This window comes from Sphingomonas fuzhouensis (assembly GCF_034659795.1).
GTDB lineage: Bacteria > Pseudomonadota > Alphaproteobacteria > Sphingomonadales > Sphingomonadaceae > Sphingomonas > Sphingomonas fuzhouensis.
Map to the genome: position 1 here is coordinate 67,938 of NZ_JAXSQY010000005.1, position 18,026 is coordinate 85,963.

Genomic DNA, 18,026 nt, shown 5'->3' on the forward strand with positions numbered 1-18,026 from the left:
TTGCTATTGTTGAAAGGTCAGCGTCAGCGAGACGCGATGATCGTCGAAATCGGTGACGCCCGTGGCGCAGGTGCAGTCGCGCGCGAGGTAGCGATAGCCGAGCCGCACATTCCAATGGTTGCGCGACAGATAGGTCAGCCCGGCATCGGCATAGGGCAGCGAGTCGCGCCGGGGGATGCCGCGATAGGTGTCGCGGAAATAGCCCCCCTCGACCGACGCGATCAGATAGCGGCGCAGTTCGTGATCCGAGTGTACGTATCCGCCGCGATGCAGAAAGCCCCCGGTGCCGGGCACGCCGCTGTCCTGGATGCTGCTCTCGGCGGCGGCGGTCAGGGTCCAGAGCCGGGTCGGGAAATAGACCAGCTTGCCCAGCACGCCGACGCCGGACAGCGCGCGGATATCGGCCCGGTCGAAATCCTGGCGGATATAGCCGACGCGCACATCGCCGCGGATCAGGTCGGTCACCTCGAAGCTCGACCCGATATAGACGCCATATCCCTTGGAATCGCGCGTGCCGCCGGGCGCCAGCCGGAAATCCACCTTGTTGAGGGTCGCCGCGCCATAGATCGAGACGGCGGGGCTCAGCGCGCGCTCGACCCGGACCAGCGCCTGATAGCGGGTCCGGTCGCGGTCACGGGTGAACAGCGTGCCGCCGCCCCGCGCGGGCGTGTCGCGAAAGCGCAGGTCGACGACATCGGCGCGAAAGATGACGCGGCTATTCGCCTGCTCGATCGTCGCGCCCGCATAGCCGTTCAGCGCGTTGTATTCGAGCGGCTTGGCCGCCTCGATCGGGGAGTCGGGCGCGAAACGCGGATTGATGAAGCTGCCATAGCTGGCACCCGCCGTCAGGCTGCTGAGCGCACCGACCGCGACGCTGCCCTCCAGCCCGGCAAGGCCCTCTTCTGTGTTCTCACTCGTATAGGTGGCGAAGCGGCGCAGGTCGGCGCGGCCATAGGCGGTCAGGCGATAGGGGCCGCCGCTGGTGCGCACCGTCACCTCTGGCCGGACGACCAGGGCGACATCGCTGCGCCGGTCGTCATTGTTGGCGAACAGGTTGGAGGTGAACAGCCCGCCGACCGACACCGCCGGAAACACGTCGAACGCGCCCATGGTGATGCCTTGTGCGGTGAAGGCGGGCAAAGTCCGGTCGGCGACGCCGGTGTCGCGGTCGCGGGCGAAGGCCGACCGCGCCTGGGTCAGCGGCGGTTCGGGCGGCACCTGCACCGTCGGTGCGTCCTGCAAAAGCTGCGCGCCCAGCGGCGCGGCGCCTGCCCCGGCGATCATGAGCAACGCCAGGCGCGACAGCCGCCAGGACGCGCCGTGCAGGATCAAAACCAGCGTTCCTTGATACGGATGGTGTCGCCGGGCGCCACCAGCGTCGTGGCGGTCACGGGCTCCGCGACCTCCACATCCTGGCCCGCATGTTTGATGAAGACCTGCTTGGTCTTGGCGCGGTAGGTATAGCCCCCCGCCTGCGCCACCGCGCCCAGCACGGTCAGCCCGTTGGCGAAGGGATATTGGCCGGGCTTGTTGACCTCGCCCAGGATATAGAAGGGCCGGGTCGACAGCACCTCGACCGCGACACGCGGGTCCTTGATATAGCCGTCGGCCAGCCTGGCGACGATACGGTCCTGCAACTGGGTGGAGGTCAGGCCGCGCACATCGACCTCGCCGATCAGCGGCATCGCGATCAGCCCCGATCCGGCGATGGTGAACTCACCGCCCAATGCCGGGTCGCCGAACACCACGACCCGCACCCGGTCGCCGCCCGATAGGACGTAATTATAGATGGGAAGCTGCGCCGATGCGTCGGTCGCCGCCGAAACCGCCTGTTGCTGCCCCGGTGCCGCCGCCGGCAGGGCGGTGGCCAGGAACAGGGTCATCAGACGGGTCGCAAAATTACGCGATACGCCACTGCGCATAGATCCTCCCTTGGCAGTTCCCTGCCTGTTTCCATTCGCGATAATCGGCCGTTCGACTGGATAGCCCCGCCCCCTTATCCGGCGGACTTCCGTAATCCTGCAGTTACAGCCGGTGATCCGGCTGCAATCGTCATCATCTTTATGATTCGTTAACCATGATGATCTAGAAAATGGTGCAGCGCACTAACCTGATATACATTCTTACCAAAAGACTAGGTGCGAACTTGTCTTTTGATGTGTTTCGATCGACGGACGCGATACGGGCCACAAGAACCCATCAAATGATCGGCGGAAAATGGCACCAAGATCGTTGCCTCGCTCATTCCCAGAGCGAGGTGCAACGATGAACGTCTCCCAATCCCCACCCCTTTCGCGTCCCCGACTGTTGCAGACGGCGGACATGATCCTGGCGTTTCTGCTGCTGATCCTGCTGTCGCCGCTGATGGTGGTGGTGGCGACGCTGATCGTGCTGGAAAGCGGTGGCGGCTCGCCGATCTATGGCCATCGCCGCTATGGCAAGGATGGCCGGACCTTCCTGTGCTACAAATTCCGTTCGATGGCGCGGGATGCCGATGCCCGGCTGGCGCGGCTGCTTTCCAGCGATCCTGCCGCGCGGGCCGAATGGGCGCGCGACCACAAGCTGCGCCATGACCCGCGCGTCACCCGGATCGGCCGCTTCATCCGCCGGACCAGCCTGGACGAGCTGCCCCAGCTCTTCAACATCCTGCGCGGCGAGATGAGCCTGGTCGGCCCGCGTCCGATCGTCGCGGCCGAGGTGCGGCGCTATGGCCGCCGCTTCGTCGATTATTGCTCGGTACGGCCGGGCATGACCGGCATCTGGCAGATCAGCGGGCGCAACGACATCGGCTATCGCCGCCGCGTCGCGATGGATTGCCTGATGGCGCGCCGCATGTCGCCGCGTCTCTATGCCGAGGTGCTGATCGGCACCGCACGCTGCGTGGTGACGCGGCAGGGTGCCTATTGAAGAATGTCGGCGTAAACCTCGGCAAAAGCCCGCGCCACCGCCTCGGGCGTGGTGCGGGCCACCACCCGTGCGCGGCCCTGGGGCGGGCCGGGTCGCCCGGCGACCAGCAGCGCCTGCATCCGCTGCGCCAGCGCCGCGACATCGCCCGGCGGCACCAGCCAGGCATCGTCGGCGATGATCTCCGCAATGCCGCCGCTGCGCGCACCGATGACGGGGACATGCGCCTGATAGGCCTCCAGCACCGTCCGCCCGAGCGGCTCGGCCCAGAGCGACGGCGCGACGAGGCAGTCGATCCGGTCGAACAGCGCCCTGGGTTTCTGAAAGCCGATAAACTCGACCGGCAGCCCTTCGGCCAAGGCTTCATAGGGGGCAAGATCGCCCAGCGCCGCGCCCGCGATCAGCAGACGCCAGCCGGTCGGCGGCAGGCGCCTGACGGCCTTCAACAGCGTATCGACGCCCTTTTCCGGGCTGATCCGCCCCAGATAGCCGAAGGTGATGGGGCCATCGAGCGCGGGCTTGGCATAGTCCGCCGCCACCCCCTCGACCGCGGCGGTGTTCCAGATGACGCGGCGCCGGTCGGCGGCGACATGGCCGAAAAAGCCATGGTGCAGATGGCGCGCCAGCACGTCCGCCCCGACCGCCGTCACCGCCGTCACCAGCCGCTGGTCGAACCGTTTGGTAAAGGTCAGCACCCGGCATTTCAGATGCCGCCCGGCGCAGGGTCCGCTCTCCCGGTACATCGAACTGGCGGCGCAGAGCAGGTCGAAGTCGCGCAGCGTGTGGACGATCGGAATCCCCCGCGCGCGCGCCGCGTGCCAGACGCGGGTCGAGATATCGACCATCGAATGGGTGTGGACGATGTCGGGCCGGAACTGGTCGAGCACCGCGCCGAAGCGGCGTTCGATCGCGAAATTGGCCTGTTGCTTGAACTTGGCCCATTCGCGCTGGCGCTGGCTATGCGCCGCCCAGTCCTCCAGCCAGAAGTCGTTGCCGTGCGGCATGCGAAAGACAGTGACGCCGTGCCGCGCCTCTTCCACCGCGTCGCCGGGGGTCAGGCAGGCGGCGGCGACATCCCAACCCTCGGCCGCCTGCGCCTCGGCCAGCATCGACACCGATCGCTCCGCGCCGCCGACGATATGCGGTGGATAGAGGCTGGAGAGATGCAGGACGCGCGGGCTCATGCCAGCACCTCGGCATAGAGCGCATCATAGGCGTCGAGCATCCGCTGCGGCGTCACCACCGACAGCACGCCGTCAAAGGCGGGCGGTGCGGGCAGCGCCGATCGCCCGGCCTGCATCACCGCCAACATCCGCGCGGCCAGCGCCGCCGGATCGCCGGGCGGCACCAGCCATTCCTCGCCCACCGCGCCGACCAGATCGCCGATCGCGCCCAGCCGCGACCCGATGACGGGCACGCCTTGCGCGAACGCCTCGACGACGGTCAGCCCGAACGGCTCGCGCCAGATCGACGGTACGACGAGCAGGTCGATGCTGCGCAGAAACGCCTGCGGATCGGTGAAGCCCAGAAATTCGACCGGCATCCCCTCCGCCAGCGCGCGATAGCCGGCATCGCCTTCCTGGGCGCGGCCCGCGACCTGCAACCGCCAGCCGGTCTCCGGCAGCAAGCGGCACGCGGCGAGCAGCGTCTCGATTCCCTTTTCAGGGACCAGCCGCCCGAGAAAGCCGAAGATGACGTCGCCCGTCCGGTCGGAGCGCTGCCGAGCCGGCGGCACATCGACCCCGTTCCAGATCACCGTCGCGCGCGTTTCCTGGAACAGGCCGAAGCGGCGATGTTCGTCGAGCACCGGTTGCGACACCGCCGCGACCGCATCGATCCGCCTGGCGAAGCGCGCCTTCCACGCGCCGGTGATCCGGCACGAAGCATGACGTTCCTCGCAGGAGCGGCCACCCCGGAACATCGACGCGCGCGAGCAAATCAGGTCGTAATCATGCAGCGTATGGACACTGCGCGCGCCGCTGTCCGCAATCGCGCCCCAGATCATCGGCGGCAGCTCGACCATCGAATGGGTGTGGACGATGTCGGGGCGGAACTGTGCGACCGCGCGCGCGACATCGGCCGCCCCGCGATAATTGACCATCTGCCCCAGCTTGTTGGCGGTACGCATCGCGCGCGGCGCGGCGAACACCTCCTCCATCCAGACGAGGTTGCGGCTGCGCTGCGGCAGGACGGTGACGCCGTGCCGTTCGCCGGGGGCCTGCGCTTCACGCGACAGATAGGCCGCGCCCACCTGATGCCCGTGCCGCACCTGCGCCTCGGCGAGCATGGCGACGACCTTTTCCGCGCCGCCGACGACATGCGGCGGATAGACCGAACTGACATGAAGCACGCGCATCGGATCAGGCTCCCAGAAAGCGGCGCGCGGCGCGCGCGGTCAGCGTCAGATAGCGGTCGCCATATTCGGTGGACGGTTCGATCTCGGAGCCCTCATGCCATTCGTTGAAACTGGTCACGAGCACCCAGTCGGCATCGTGGCGGATCGCGGCGTCCCACAGCGTGCGATAGGTCGCACCGTCATGCCGCGCGACCGTGGGGCGCGGGGCCGGACGGCCGGGAACGCGGGTGTCGTCGAAGCCGGGAATGACGGTGGCGCAGAACAGCCTGTCGCCGCTCATCCGCCGCCACAGCGGATAGGTCCGGTCGGCCCAGGCCTTCATCTGGGGCGGCGTCATCCCCTTCAGATAGGGGGCGAGGACATAGACATGGATGCCGTCCATGAACGGCGCCCAGGCGGCGAAGTCCCGCGTCTCGCGCGGGGATACGTCGCCGACCAGGAACAGCCCCTCGGCCGCTTTCCGCCAGTCGCGCGCAGGCAGGTCGCGCAGCGCCTGGAGGTAGAGGAACAGGACGGGCCGATCCTTCACCCGCAGCCAGGCGGGATGCGCGCCGTAAGTCCGGGTCAGATAGGCGATGTCACGCGCCGCCCCGCCCGCCCCGTCCTTCTGCTGTTCGAGATAGACGGTGACGTGCAACCCCGCCCCGCGCGCGGCATCGAGGATCATCGGCAACGCCTTGTCCTCGAACGAGTCCGGCCCCCACCAGCTGACGATCAGCGCGGTGATCCCCGCCGCCCTGGCCTGGGCGACATGGGTGCGGATCACGCCCGCATCATGGCTGTCATACAGGCCGAGCAGGGGATGGTTGAGGGTCGGGCTTTGCCGGGGCGCTTCGCCGCGCGGACCCTGCCAGTGGAGCCAGCGCCCGCTGGTCGTGGGATTGCCGTACCAGGGATAATAAAAGGCCAGCACCTGACGCGGATAGCGCCTGGGCCCGCCCCATCCCGGCGCGGCCGCCAGCGCCAGCCCGGTGCCGACGATGCCGCGCCGCGTCCAGATCACGCCGTGCGTCTCGCGGCGAACAGCGCCGCCCGCGCCCGGTCCCAGCCGACCAGGATCTGCGCGCGATTGACCGCCAGCAGGATGATCTCGATCGTGACGAACAGCAGCAGCCGGTTGATCTGCCCCGGCGCGGCGATGCTCCAGAGCGAGGCCTGTTGCGCCGAGAAATAGACCTGAAGGAAGGTCCACACCGCAAAGAACAGGCTCAAGGGAAAGGCCGAGGCAAAGGCGCGCCGCAGATAGAGGGTGGCGAAGGCAACGAGCACACCCAGAAAGGTCATGATCGCCGCGACGCCGAGATAGCCGAACATGACCAGCGCCATCGCCTCGGTCCCCATGGTCAGCTGGACCCAGCCGCCATTCTTGCGGAAACTGCGCGCCAGCGCGGCGGGGGCGTAATGCTGGATGAAATAATAGGTCTCGACGCCGTTGGCGAAGGCGGAGGCGGGCGGCGACTTGTCGCCCAGCGTGTCGAGATTCCGCTGGACCAGATGCGCGTCCCAATGGGCGACCCGGCGCGCGTCGCGGTTGGCGACGAACCACAACTCGCCCTGCCCCGCGATCCGCTCGCCGACCAAGGTCACGGTGCGGTCGAGCGGCAGGCGGCCATAGCCCGAATAGATGTACAGCGTCGCCCCCAGCGCCGCGCATAGCAACGCCGCGACCGGCACCGCCAGCCGCAGCATCGTCCCCGCCAACCGCCCCTGCCGCGCAAGGAGCAGCGGCATGGCGAAGAAGGCGACCTCGGCCAGGATGGTGAAGAACTTGTCGCCGAACAGGAAATAGAGCGCCGTCAGCGCGAGGAAGGTCAGGATCGCGGCGGTCTTCAAAAGCGGCTGGTATCGCGGCGCGAAGGCGACCGCGCCCAGCATCGCGGCGAACAGGAACTTGTTGTCGAGCAGGATCAGGACCAGCCCGCTGCTATATTCGCGCCGGTACAGGAACCGGTCGACGCCCGCGAGCAGCGGAAACCCGCTCTGCATCCCGTGGAGCAGCGCCAACCCGCCCAGCGCCATGCACAGCCCCACCACCGGCCAGCCGAGCCACGCCACCAGCCGATCGAGCAAAGGCGAGCGCGCATAGGCCAGGAACAGCCGCTCGAACCGGCGAAAGACCAGCGCGAAGACGAGGAAGAACAAGGCGGTGAAGGCGACGAACGACGCGCTGGCATCGCCCGGCGCGCCGAGCTGGTTGACCTCGGGCATATAGGCCCCCGCCTCGATCACCAGCAGCGAGACGAGCGTCGCGCCGCGGGTGATGACCAGCGGCAGCAAGAGGATCAGCCCCGCCTCGCTGATCCGCCCGACCAGCACCAACAGGCCACCGAACAGGATCAACGACAGGAGCGAGAACAGCGTGCCCGGAAAGGCCGCCGCCAAGGCCCAGTTGAGCGCCAGCGCGGCGGTCAGTGCGACGATCGCCCCGAACGGCAACCGGCGCGGCACCGGTTCATCGCGATCGATCGGCGCCCGCGCGCCACCCTGTACCGAGATGCCCATGCCCTTGGCCTAACCCCGCCGCCCAACCCCGGATGCCTCAAATGAGGCATGGCATGGAGCCCCGCCATGGTCAGGCAGGCGCGACACCAGGAGACCGCCATGCTTGCCAAGAACATGCTCTCGATGTCGGGGCTCAGCCTCTATCGCAACGCCGTCCAGTTCGGGATGAACATCGCCATCGCCGCCTTCGTGCTGCCCGGCGATTACGGGCTGATCGTCTTCACCACGCCGTTCCTGGTGCTGATCGCGATGCTGACCGACCTGGGCATGACCAGCGCGATCACCCGCGCGCCGACCCTGTCGCGCGACGAGGCGGGGGCGGCGATGGGGGCGATGATGACCGGCGGCGCGGTATGCGCGGCGCTGCTGGTCGCGGGTGCCTGGCCGCTGGAGCGGGCGATCGGCATGGCGGGGCTCGCGCCCGTGATGGCGGCGATGGCGGGGGTCGTGCTGCTGTCGATTTCCGCCGCCACGCCGCGCGCGCTGATGGAGCGCGAATTGCGCTATGCCGGGATCGCACGGATCGAGGCCATCGCCATCGCGCTCGCCGCCATCGCGGGGCTCACCGCCGCCTGGAGCGGTGCCGGGGTCTGGGCGCTGGTCCTGTACAATCTGCTGGTGCAGGCGATGCGGCTGGGCGCGTTCGGATGGACGATGCGCGGTGTCCTGCGGCCCAATGCCCGGTTTAACCGGCTGGCGGGGTTGCTGTCGTTCGGCGGCTGGGTGCTGGCCAACAACATCCTCAACTTCCTGGCGCGCAACAGCGACAATCTGTTGATCGGCGCGTGGCTGGGCTCAGCGGCGGTGGGGGTGTACGGCCTGGCCTATCAGTTCATGCTCGCGCCGCTGATGGCGATCACCTGGCCGACCAGCGGTATCCTGCTGTCGACATTGCGGGGCGAGGACCCGCACGGCGCCCGCGCACAGGCGACGGTGGAGGGCGTGTTGTCCGCCACCGCGCTGATCGTCACGCCCGCCATGCTCTATCTGACCTTCGGGCTTGCCTTTCCGGTCGACCGCCTGCTCTCGGGCCATTGGGCCGCGGTGCCCGGAATCGTCGCCTGGCTGGCACCGGCGGGAGCGCTTCAGGCGATCGCTTCCTATAACGGCGCGCTGCTGATGGTCGCGGGGCGCGTGCGGGCGCAGTTCCTGCTGAGCGTGGTCAATACGGCCTTGCTGGTAGCGACCTTCGTGCTGGCGCTGCCGCATGGGCTGATGGCGCTGGTCCAGGCCTATACGGCGGCGATCACGGTGATGAGCCTGGCCTTTCTGGCGATGACCGTCCTGCTGACCGGCCTGAGTGTCGAACGGTTGGCCCGCGCGCTGGCCCCCGCGCTGCTCGCGACGGGGGCGGGTATTGCGGGGGTGGCCATCACCACGGGCCTGCATCCGGCGAGCTGGACGGCGTGGATCGCGGCGACGGGGATTTACGGCGCGGCCGTGCTGGCCTGCTACGCCGCGCTGCACCTGCATGTCCGGCGCACGCTGGCCGCGCTGCTCGCGCGCGGGGCGGCGCCGGATGCGGCGGTTACAGGAAGGTAGCGGGCAGGAAGCGACCGCCCGCGAACAGGACCTGCGTCTTGGCCGCGCGCACCACGCCGACGCCGTAATCGACCTTGTCGGCCTGCAACCGGGCATGGATCGCCCCGACCGTATCCTGCTCGCCGTTCCGCTCGGCATCGTCGAGGATCAGCGCGAAGTCGGGCGGCAGATCGTCCAGCATCGCCAGCACGCCGCCGCGCGAATGGCGCGGCGTGCCGCGCGGACCGTCGCACAGCACGACATCGAAGCGCCGCCCGGCCCGCGCCGCCGACCAGTCATAGGTCGCTACCGCGCGCCTGCCGACCGTCCGGGTCGTAAGCGGGGTGACCAGCACCTCATGCGTCACCTGCGCCGCGATCCGCTCGCCCCATTCGGGGTCGTTCTCCAGCGTCAGCACCTCGCCGACCAGACCGCGCCGTTGCAGCATCGCCCAAAGAAGACTGCTCTGCCCCGCCCCGACATCCAGGACGGAGACGGGCCGGAACTCCACCCCGATGCGCAGGATCAGATAGAGCAGGCTGTAATTGGCCGCACCGCCGGTCGGGAAGAAACGATCCTCCTCGCCCAACAGCTTCAGCTCGCGCAGGAACAGGTCGCGATAGATCGCCTCCAGCCCCGGTTCGGGGGCGAAGGCATCGGCCCGTCCCGTCCAATGGCGCAATCGGTGGCGCAGGCTTTGCATCGTTCACTCTCCGGAATGCGCCGCGACCCTTCGCGGCAAGAGCGGGGACGCGCGCCCGACCCGGCGCGCGAGATGGGCGGTCATCGGCCGCTCGATCCAGCGATGGACGGCAAAGGCCAGGACCAGCGCGACGACGACCATGAAACCCGCCAACGCCCCCCCGGCGGCCGCACCTATGGCGGGCAGCTTCTGCGCCAGCTTCTCGGTCAGGATCAGCGCGAAGGGGTGGACGAGATAGAGCGAATAGGACGCATCCCCGACCAGCGCGGCGGGCAGCAGGATACGCGGCATCCCCGGCTCCGGCCCCAGCACCGCCGCCGCCAGCAGCATCGCGATCGGCAACCCGGCACAAAGCACGCGCGGCCAGTCATTGGCGACGGTCACGCCCGCCCCACCATCGAAGATATGAAAGGGATCGGCGAGCAGCATCGCCGCACCGCCCCCCGCCAGCACGATCCGGCCGATCGGCGGCAGGGTCATCCCCCGCCCCATCACCGCCCCGACCGCCAGGCCCAGCCCGAAATCCAGGATGATCGGCCGCGTCCAGAACCACAAGGCCGAGGGCCCCGGCACCACCGTCCCGATCCCGACCAGCGCGACCAGCAATCCCGCGAGCGCCACCAGCGCGGCCCGGCGCGGCAACGCCACCACCAGCGCGAACAGCGCGTAGAAGAACATCTCGTAATTCAGCGTCCAGCCCAGGTCGAAGACCGGAAACAGCCGCCCGTCGCCATAGGTGTCGGCGGGAAAAAAGGCATAGGAGGCCAGGACCGCCGCCGCATCCGGAAAGCGATCGCCCCCCTTCATCGTCGCCGCCGCGAGCAGGGCGAGGAAGACCGTCGTGACCAGCCAGTAGAGCGGCACGATCCGCATCAGCCGCCGCCGCAGGAACTCCGCGCGGGCATTGGGCCGTCCGAACAGCCGGGTCGAGGCATGGACCATGATGAAGCCCGACAGGACGAAAAACAGGTCGACCCCCGCCCCCCAGGGCAGCAGCGCCGAGCGCGCGAAATCGCCCCCGGCGGCGGTCACGATTACCGCCGCCGCGCTCTGGCCATGGCCGATCACCACCATCAGCGCGGCGGCCCCGCGCAGCGCCTGGACGGTCCACAGCGTGCGCGTCGCCGGTGCCGCGCCGACGGGCCGGACCGCTGCCTGTATCGCTTCTCCGCCGCCCTTTCTGGTCATGCCACATCCGACCACGGCGACGTACGGCCAATCATGTCAAATGATGGAGTTGCCGACACACGCGCTGGCTAGGCCAAGCCTATTACCGGCTTTTCGGAGAGGGCAGATGAGGATTCTTCACATCGCCGAATCCGCGCAGGGCGGCGTCGGCACCTATCTGACCGAGATATTGTCGGATCAGGCGCGGCGTTATGGCGGCGATCGGGTTCGTGCGCTCGTCCCCGCCCAACATGCCGCGCATCTGAGCGGCGTGGACCGGCGGCTGCTGATCCCCTGGCGGCGAAAGCATCGCTCGGTCCGCGGCATGGTGTCGCTGGCGGGCGCGATCGCGCAGGCGATCGCACAGGTCCGGCCGACGATCGTCCATGCCCATTCCAGCTTTGCCGGGGCCGTGCTGCGGCTGATGTATGGCGGATGGCGGCGCGCGCCGTTCCGCATCGTCTATTGCCCGCATGGCTGGGCGTTCGACCGCCGCTCCTCGGCCTGGAAGCGCCGCCTGGTCGAGGGGGCCGAACGCATCCTCGCCCCCGCCGCCGACCGGATCGTCCTGATCTCCGACCATGAACGGCGCGAAGGCGCGCGGATCGGCATCGATCCCGCCGCCCTGACCCTGGTCCTGAACGGCATCACCGACCTGCACAGCGAACGCCCCGCACGGTGGCAGGATGACCGGGTGCGCGTGCTGTTCGTCGGGCGGCTCGACACGCAAAAAGGGTTCGACACGCTGCTCGACGCGGTCGAGCCGATTCAGGACCATGTCGCGGTGCGCGTCATCGGCAAGGCGGTGGCCGGCCCCGCCACCACCCCGCGCAAGCGCAGCCCGCAGATCGAATATCTCGGCTGGCGATCGCTGTCCGAGGTCGCGACCGAGATCGCCGCCGCCGATGTCGTCGTGGTGCCTTCGCGCTGGGAAGGCTTTGGCCTGGTCGCGCTGGAGGCGATGTGCGGCGGCTGCGCGGTCGTCGCCTCCGATGTGGGGGGGCTGCGCGAGATCGTGGTCGATGGCGTGACCGGCTATCTCGTGCCCCCCGACCACCCCGAACGGCTGATGCGCGCGCTCGCCCGCCATGACCGCGCCACCTGGCAGGCGATGGGCGCCGCCGGGCGTGCCCGCTATGAGGCCATGTTCACCGCACAGCGGATGAATGCCGAGCTGGCAGCGCTCTATGCCGAATTGTCACCGGTGGCGCAGGAGACGCGCATGGCGGCACCACGGGTCGCGCATGCGTAGCGGTCGCATCGTCCTGCTGTCCGATTATATTGGCGGCGAGGGGCCGGGCAGCGGCGGCGCGGGCCATGCCGCGCTCGACAGCTACCGCGCGCTCCGGGCGGCGGGGGCGGATGTCCATGCCATGGCCGGGTTCGGCACGCATCCCGAGGTCGAGCCCGAGCGGTATAGCGGCCTGGGCGGCGCGGACCTGCGCGGTGCGGGCCCGGCTGGAATGTTGCGCGCCATCTACAATCCCGACGCCGGGGCGGCGGTGTCGCGCGAACTGGCGGGGATGGACACCGACACGACGCTGATCGTGCTCCACCAATGGACCCGCTACCTGTCGCCCGCCGCACTGCGCATCGCCAGCCGGTTTCCGACGATGATCTACATGCACGATTATTTCTGGGTCTGTCCGAACGGCATCTATTACGACTTCGCGGCCGGCCAGCCCTGCGACCGGCGGCCGATGCGGCGGCACTGCCTGACCAGCGATTGCGACCGGCAGGGCCGCGTGCCCAAACTCGGCCGCCTCGCTCGCCACGCGGTGCGCCATGCCGCGACCGCGACCCGGCCGAGCCGCCGCCTGTTCCTGCATCTGTCCGAACATGCGCAGCGGACCATCATGCCGCTGCTCCCCGATCAGCGGCACGCGGTGCTGCACAATCCCCTGTCGATCCCCGATGCCGCGCCGCCGCCCGCGCCGCCGCCGACCTATGATATCGGCTATTTCGGGCGGCTGGAGGCGGACAAGGGCGTGGGACTATTGGTCGAGGCGCTACGCGAAACCGGCCGCACCGGGCTGTTCGTCGGTCAAGGCTCGCTGGAGCCGATGCTCGCCGAAACGCCCGGTCTCACCCACCGTCCCTGGGCCCCGCGCGAGGCGATGGCGGCGGCGATGCGGTCCTGCGGCGTCGTCGTCCTGCCCTCGCTGTGGAACGAGACCTGGGGACTGATCGTGGCCGAGGCCATGGCGGCGGGGGTGCCGGTGCTGGTGTCGTCGCGCGCGGGCTCCGCCGAATTGGTGCGCCGCTTCGGCGGGGGGCAGATCTTCGATCCGGGCCAGCCCGGCGCCTTGGCGGCGACGCTGACGCCCATGCTGGCGATGCCCCCCTCGCCCACCCGGCAGCACGGCGCACTTCGCCGTTTCCTGTCGCCCGAACGTCATGCCGCGCGCATCATGGGGCTGGCGGAGAGTCACTTCGGACTGAGTGTGCGGGACGGCGATCGCCGGGTCAGGGCGTCAGCACAGCGTTCAATATCCCGGCCAGCCTGACGCCCGCCGCCGCCCAGGTGAAATGCCCGGCGCGCGCGCGACCGGCGGCGATCTTGGCCGCGCGCACCTGTCGCTCGCCCAGCATCAGGACGCCGCCGACCCATTCGCCGATATCGTCCATCCCGGCATAGACGACCGCGTCGCGGCATACTTCCGGGATCGCCCCCGCCGGGGCCGCGACGACCGGACAGCCGCACAGCATCGCCTCGACCGGGGGCAGGCCGAAACCTTCGGTCCGCGACGGATAGAGCAGGCAATGCGCGCCTTCGTACAGCGCCCGCAGGCCGCTATCATCGACCCCGCCGACGAATACCGCGCCCGGCGGCGGCCACAGTCCCGCCGCCTCCAGCACGGAACGCGACGGCCCGACCACGACCAGCGGCATCACGGCCAGACGCGGATCGGCAAAGGCGGCAAAGACGGCCGCGACATTCTTGTATGCCGAGGTCGATCCGAAGATCAGGCCATAGGAGCCGGGCGTCAGCCCATGCCTGTCCAGGACGCGTCGATCGGCGGGCACGTCCAGAATATGGTCCGCGCCATTATGCAGCACCTGCGTCTGCGCGGCCGACGCGATGCCGAACGTCGCCAGGCTGTCGCGCGCATAGTCGGACACGGTCAGCACCACCCGGCTCGACCGCGCGCCCCATGGCACGAGCAGCCGATAACCCCAGCGCAATTTGGGCGCATAGCTTTCGGGGGACAGCAGGAATTGCGCGTCATGCACCATCGTCACCTTGGCGGAATGCCAGCCGGGGGCGAGATTGGCGAAGCTGGCCAGCACCCCGCGCCGCGCGGCCACGGGCAGGATCATCTGCTCCCAGAACTGGCTGGCGCCATAACGCTGCGGCATCGGGGTGATCGCGGCGAAGCGCGGTGCCCAGTTGGCGCGCATGGGCAGCAGCAACCGCATATCCCAACCCGCCGGGGCCGCGCCCGCCACCGCCAGCGCATCCAGTTCGCGCAACAGCCGATCCGCGACCCGGTGGACCCCGTTGGTCTTGCCCGAATAGAATTTGCCGTTGAAGAACAGACAGGGCCGCTCCGATCGCGAGCCGTTACGGAAAAGCGCGTCGCGCGGCAAAGAGTGCAAAGCCATGCCTTCCGCCTAGCCGCCCGCCCCCTCGGCCAATCCATCATTCGACATATCGGGGCACGACGGACCGTTCGATGCTGGGGGTGACCGGCCAGGACCGGGGGATTTGAGGAAGGGGATAGCAGGTGCTGCGCCAGCAAGAGACGACCGGCCATGTCACGACACGCGCCTGGCGCACCCTGCCCGATATTTTCGCCCGCCATGCCTGGTGCAATCCCGACGCCCCGGCGGTCACGGCGCGGGGACAACGGCGCAGCTATGGCGAACTGGCGGCACGGGTCGACCAGCTGGCGGCGCGGCTGGCCTATCTGCTCGCCGACGATCATCCGCTGATCGGCGTCTGCCTGGCGCGCGACGTCGACCTGCCCGCCTGGCTGCTCGCCATCCTGAAGATCGGCGCGGCCTATCTGCCGATCGACCCGTCGACCCCGCCCAGCCGCCTGGCGCATATCATGGAGGATGCACGGCCCGCGCTGATCGTCGCCAATCGCTGCCATGCCGACATCGTCGCCGGTCTGGGCGTAGCAGTGACGATCGCCGAGGACGAAAGCGAGCCGGTGATGATGGTCCCCACCCCGGCGATCACGCCCGCGACCCTGGCCTATGTCATCTTCACCTCGGGCTCGACCGGCCGTCCCAAGGGGGTGGAGATCGAACATGGCTCGCTCGTCGCCCTCTTGGCCACCATGGCGGCGAGCCCCGGCTTCCACGCGGGCGAGACGATGCTGGGGCTCACCCGGATCAGCTTCGACCTGTCGGTGCCGGACCTGTTCCTGCCCTTTTACGTCGGCGGGTCGCTGGCGCTGGTCGATCTGGAGGATGCCGCCGATCCCGCCCGGCTCGCCGCCGCCTTCGCCGCGCATCGCCCCGATCTGGCGCAGGCGACGCCCTCCACCTGGCGCGCGCTGGTCGAACATGGCTGGAGCGGCCTCCCCGGCCTGCGCATCCTGGCGGGGGGCGAGGCGCTGACCCGCTCGCTCGCCGACCGGTTGCTGCTGCGCTGTGACGAACTGTGGAACATCTATGGCCCGACCGAGACGACCGTCTGGTCCACCGCCTGCCACGTGACGCCCAGTCACGACGCCATCCCGATCGGCTGGCCGATGAGCGGGATTTCGGTGCACGTCACCGACAGCGACCTGAGGCCGGTGCCACCGGGCAAGGTCGGCGAGATCGTGATCGGCGGGACCGGCGTCGCGCGTGGTTATCGCAACCGGCCCGAGCTGACCGCCGAGCGCTTCGTGCGCATGGCCGATGGGTCGCGCGTGTACCGGACCGGCGATCTCGGTCGGTTCGACGAGCGCGGGGCGCTCTATTGCCTGGGGCGGATCGACGATCAGGTGAAGGTGCGCGGTTTTCGCATCGAGCTGGGCGATGTCGAGGCGGCGATGTCCCTGCATCCCGACATCGCCTGGAGCGCGGTGCGCCTATGGACCGATCCGTCGGGCGAGGCGCTGCTGGTCGGTTATGCCGTGCCGCGCGAACGACCGCTCGGCACGCGGGCGATCAAGACGTTTCTTGCAAGCCGCCTGCCCGCCTATATGATCCCCGACCGGATCACGACGCTGTCGTCCATGCCGCTGACCCCCAATGGCAAGATCGACCGCGCCGCCCTGCCCGATCCCTTTGCCGCGGCACCGCCCGCGCTTCCGGCGGAGGCGACCGATGCGATCGACCGGCGGCTGGCCGCGATCTGGAGCGATCTGCTCAATATCGGGTCGATCGCGGCGGACGATGATTTCTTCGACCTGGGCGGCTATTCGCTGATGACCGTGCGGCTGGCCCGCCGGATCGAGACGGCGTTCGGCGTCCGCCTGGCGCTGATCGACCTGATGCGCCATTCCACCTTGTCCGCGATGGCGGCGCGCATCGCGCTGGGCGACCAGCCCGCCGACCGGGGAATGATGCTGCTCAATCCGGAGGGGACACGGCCGCCGCTCTTCTGGCTCGACACCGGGCCGCTGATGCGCACCATCCTGCGCCATTTGTCCGCCGATCAGCCGGTCCTGGCGCTCAACATCGATCCGCGCGATGAGGATGCGCTCGGCGCGGGCGCGCTGTCGATCGCGGCGGTCGCGGCGCGGCTGAAAGAACATCTGCTGTCGACCCAGCCGGTCGGTCCGTTCCGGCTGGGCGGATGGTGCCGCTGGGGCATCGTCGCCTATGAGCTCGCGCGGCAATTGGCGGAGGAAGGCCGCGCGGTCGATCTGCTCGTCCTGCTCGATGCCGACCGGCCCCGGCGACGTCTGATCCAAGACGCCCGCACTTGGCTGTCCCATCTGCGGCCCCATCTGCGGCACGGCAAGGCGACGCCGTCGGGCAGCGCCAGTGTCAGCCAGCGGGTCGAACAGGCCACCCACCGCTATGTCGCCCGCCCCTATGACGGCGACGTGCTTTCGCTGGAGCCGACCGCGCGGCGCACCGATACCGGCTGGGGTGCGGTGGTGCGGGGCAGGCTGACCAGCGCGAAAATTCCCGGCGACCATGAGACGATGGTCCGAGGGAGCGCCGCGCCGGTGCTCGCCGCCGCGCTGGACCGGGCGCTCGCCCCGGCACCACGACACGCGGACGCGGGGCAGGGATCGATCGCAGGCGACACGGCCGGACGTGCCCGGCCGTGTCCGATCCCGGTCGTTACGCCTCGGCCAGCGGCTTTGCCAGTTTCGGCGTCTGCTGATGCTGCACGACGCGCCACACCTCATGTTCGAGCCGCCGGATGACCGAGGTGCAATAGGCCTCATAGGCCTCGTCACCCCGGCTGGCCGCGACGTGATAGCCGATGACGATCAGCCCTTCCTGCGGGCGCGAGACCTGTCGCTCGGTCAACGCCGCGCTGTCCCAGACGGGGGTATCCGCCACCGCCGACACCGCCGCGTCGCCGGTCACGACGAAGGGCGGGCGGGGCAGCACCATCACGACCTCGGCATCGACCTTTTCCCGGTAATTGTCCGGGCCCTGGGTCCACAGGCTTTCCTCGAAACTCCAGAGGCGTTCATCATCCATGACAGATCTCCCGATTACAAACAGGGGGGCGCCGGAGGGCGGCGGTCAGGCGAAGTCGCCGAGCGCGGCGGCTTCGTCTTCGGTGCGTTGGGACAGCGACGTTTCGTCCGGCGGGGAATGATCGGGGCCGGTGTCGGGACTGGCGGGCGGCCTGTCGCTGGCCGTCTCGTAGTCGGGCAACGGCGCCTTTGGATCGGGCGTTTGGCTGGGCTGATCGGACATCACGGCTCCATGGGCGCGTCCGACGCTTGTCCGCCGGTCACGCCA

16 protein-coding genes are annotated in these 18,026 nt (G+C 69.1%); 5 read left to right on the forward strand and 11 right to left on the reverse strand.

What is annotated here, in order from left to right; all coding sequences use genetic code 11:
• Positions 1-3: 3 nt before the first annotated feature.
• Together U1H82_RS11885 and U1H82_RS11890 are read right to left on the reverse strand one after the other, a co-directional pair.
• Entirely contained in the window at positions 4-1,332 is a 1,329-nt protein-coding gene (locus U1H82_RS11885) for an outer membrane beta-barrel protein (RefSeq protein WP_322965154.1), read from the reverse strand.
• The gene (locus tag U1H82_RS11890) at positions 1,329-1,922 is read right to left on the reverse strand and encodes a polysaccharide biosynthesis/export family protein (protein WP_322965155.1); all 594 of its coding nucleotides are present in this window, start codon (positions 1,920-1,922) and stop codon (positions 1,329-1,331) included. Before U1H82_RS11890 ends, U1H82_RS11885 begins: the two co-directional genes overlap by 4 nt.
• 400 nt (positions 1,923-2,322) lie before the next feature.
• Here U1H82_RS11890 and U1H82_RS11895 point away from each other — a divergent pair, with 400 nt between their 5' ends.
• Positions 2,323-2,907 (forward strand): sugar transferase, encoded by a 585-nt coding sequence (locus U1H82_RS11895; RefSeq protein ID WP_322965156.1) that lies wholly within the window; start codon positions 2,323-2,325, stop codon positions 2,905-2,907.
• On the opposite strand, the gene U1H82_RS11900 is transcribed toward U1H82_RS11895, so the two are convergent.
• Genes U1H82_RS11900 through U1H82_RS11915 form a run of 4 tightly spaced genes read right to left on the reverse strand, consistent with a single transcriptional unit; the run spans position 2,901 to position 7,762 of the window.
• The gene (locus tag U1H82_RS11900; protein ID WP_322965157.1) at positions 2,901-4,088 is read right to left on the reverse strand and encodes a glycosyltransferase family 4 protein; all 1,188 of its coding nucleotides are present in this window, start codon (positions 4,086-4,088) and stop codon (positions 2,901-2,903) included. The two genes, U1H82_RS11895 and U1H82_RS11900, sit on opposite strands and share 7 nt — an antisense overlap.
• Positions 4,085-5,260 (reverse strand): glycosyltransferase family 4 protein, encoded by a 1,176-nt coding sequence (locus U1H82_RS11905; protein ID WP_322965158.1) that lies wholly within the window; start codon positions 5,258-5,260, stop codon positions 4,085-4,087. The genes U1H82_RS11900 and U1H82_RS11905 overlap by 4 nt, the downstream gene beginning before the upstream one ends.
• A 4-nt stretch (positions 5,261-5,264) precedes the next feature.
• Positions 5,265-6,263, reverse strand: coding sequence for a glycoside hydrolase family 71/99 protein (locus U1H82_RS11910; protein WP_322965160.1), 999 nt, complete (start codon positions 6,261-6,263; stop codon positions 5,265-5,267).
• Positions 6,260-7,762, reverse strand: a complete 1,503-nt coding sequence (locus U1H82_RS11915; protein ID WP_322965161.1) for a DUF6418 domain-containing protein — start codon at positions 7,760-7,762, stop codon at positions 6,260-6,262. The genes U1H82_RS11910 and U1H82_RS11915 overlap by 4 nt, the downstream gene beginning before the upstream one ends.
• Positions 7,763-7,861: 99 nt before the next feature.
• On the opposite strand from U1H82_RS11915, the gene U1H82_RS11920 reads away from it, so the two are divergent.
• Positions 7,862-9,304 (forward strand): oligosaccharide flippase family protein, encoded by a 1,443-nt coding sequence (locus U1H82_RS11920; RefSeq protein WP_322965162.1) that lies wholly within the window; start codon positions 7,862-7,864, stop codon positions 9,302-9,304.
• Here U1H82_RS11920 and U1H82_RS11925 read toward each other — a convergent pair.
• Together U1H82_RS11925 and U1H82_RS11930 are read right to left on the reverse strand one after the other, a co-directional pair.
• A complete protein-coding gene (locus U1H82_RS11925) occupies positions 9,291-9,986 on the reverse strand; it encodes a small ribosomal subunit Rsm22 family protein (RefSeq protein ID WP_322965163.1) in 696 nt (231 codons plus the stop codon). The genes U1H82_RS11920 and U1H82_RS11925 overlap by 14 nt on opposite strands.
• A 3-nt stretch (positions 9,987-9,989) precedes the next feature.
• Positions 9,990-11,174, reverse strand: a complete 1,185-nt coding sequence (locus tag U1H82_RS11930; protein WP_322965164.1) for an acyltransferase family protein — start codon at positions 11,172-11,174, stop codon at positions 9,990-9,992.
• Between the two features lie 106 nt (positions 11,175-11,280).
• Between U1H82_RS11930 and U1H82_RS11935 the strand changes: the two genes are divergently transcribed.
• Positions 11,281-12,405, forward strand: coding sequence for a glycosyltransferase (locus U1H82_RS11935; RefSeq protein ID WP_322965165.1), 1,125 nt, complete (start codon positions 11,281-11,283; stop codon positions 12,403-12,405).
• Positions 12,398-13,660, forward strand: a complete 1,263-nt coding sequence (locus U1H82_RS11940) for a glycosyltransferase (RefSeq protein ID WP_322965166.1) — start codon at positions 12,398-12,400, stop codon at positions 13,658-13,660. The genes U1H82_RS11935 and U1H82_RS11940 overlap by 8 nt, the downstream gene beginning before the upstream one ends.
• Here the strand turns inward: U1H82_RS11940 and U1H82_RS11945 are convergent.
• Positions 13,620-14,759 (reverse strand): glycosyltransferase family 4 protein, encoded by a 1,140-nt coding sequence (locus U1H82_RS11945; protein WP_322965167.1) that lies wholly within the window; start codon positions 14,757-14,759, stop codon positions 13,620-13,622. The two genes, U1H82_RS11940 and U1H82_RS11945, sit on opposite strands and share 41 nt — an antisense overlap.
• 122 nt (positions 14,760-14,881) lie before the next feature.
• On the opposite strand from U1H82_RS11945, the gene U1H82_RS11950 reads away from it, so the two are divergent.
• A complete protein-coding gene (locus U1H82_RS11950; protein WP_322965168.1) occupies positions 14,882-17,476 on the forward strand; it encodes an amino acid adenylation domain-containing protein in 2,595 nt (864 codons plus the stop codon).
• Here U1H82_RS11950 and U1H82_RS11955 read toward each other — a convergent pair.
• On the reverse strand, positions 17,391-17,759 hold the full coding sequence (locus U1H82_RS11955; protein ID WP_322965169.1) for a DUF4440 domain-containing protein: 369 nt from the start codon (positions 17,757-17,759) through the stop codon (positions 17,391-17,393). The genes U1H82_RS11950 and U1H82_RS11955 overlap by 86 nt on opposite strands.
• 45 nt (positions 17,760-17,804) lie before the next feature.
• A complete protein-coding gene (locus tag U1H82_RS11960; protein WP_322965170.1) occupies positions 17,805-17,981 on the reverse strand; it encodes a hypothetical protein in 177 nt (58 codons plus the stop codon).
• Positions 17,982-18,026: the final 45 nt, after the last annotated feature.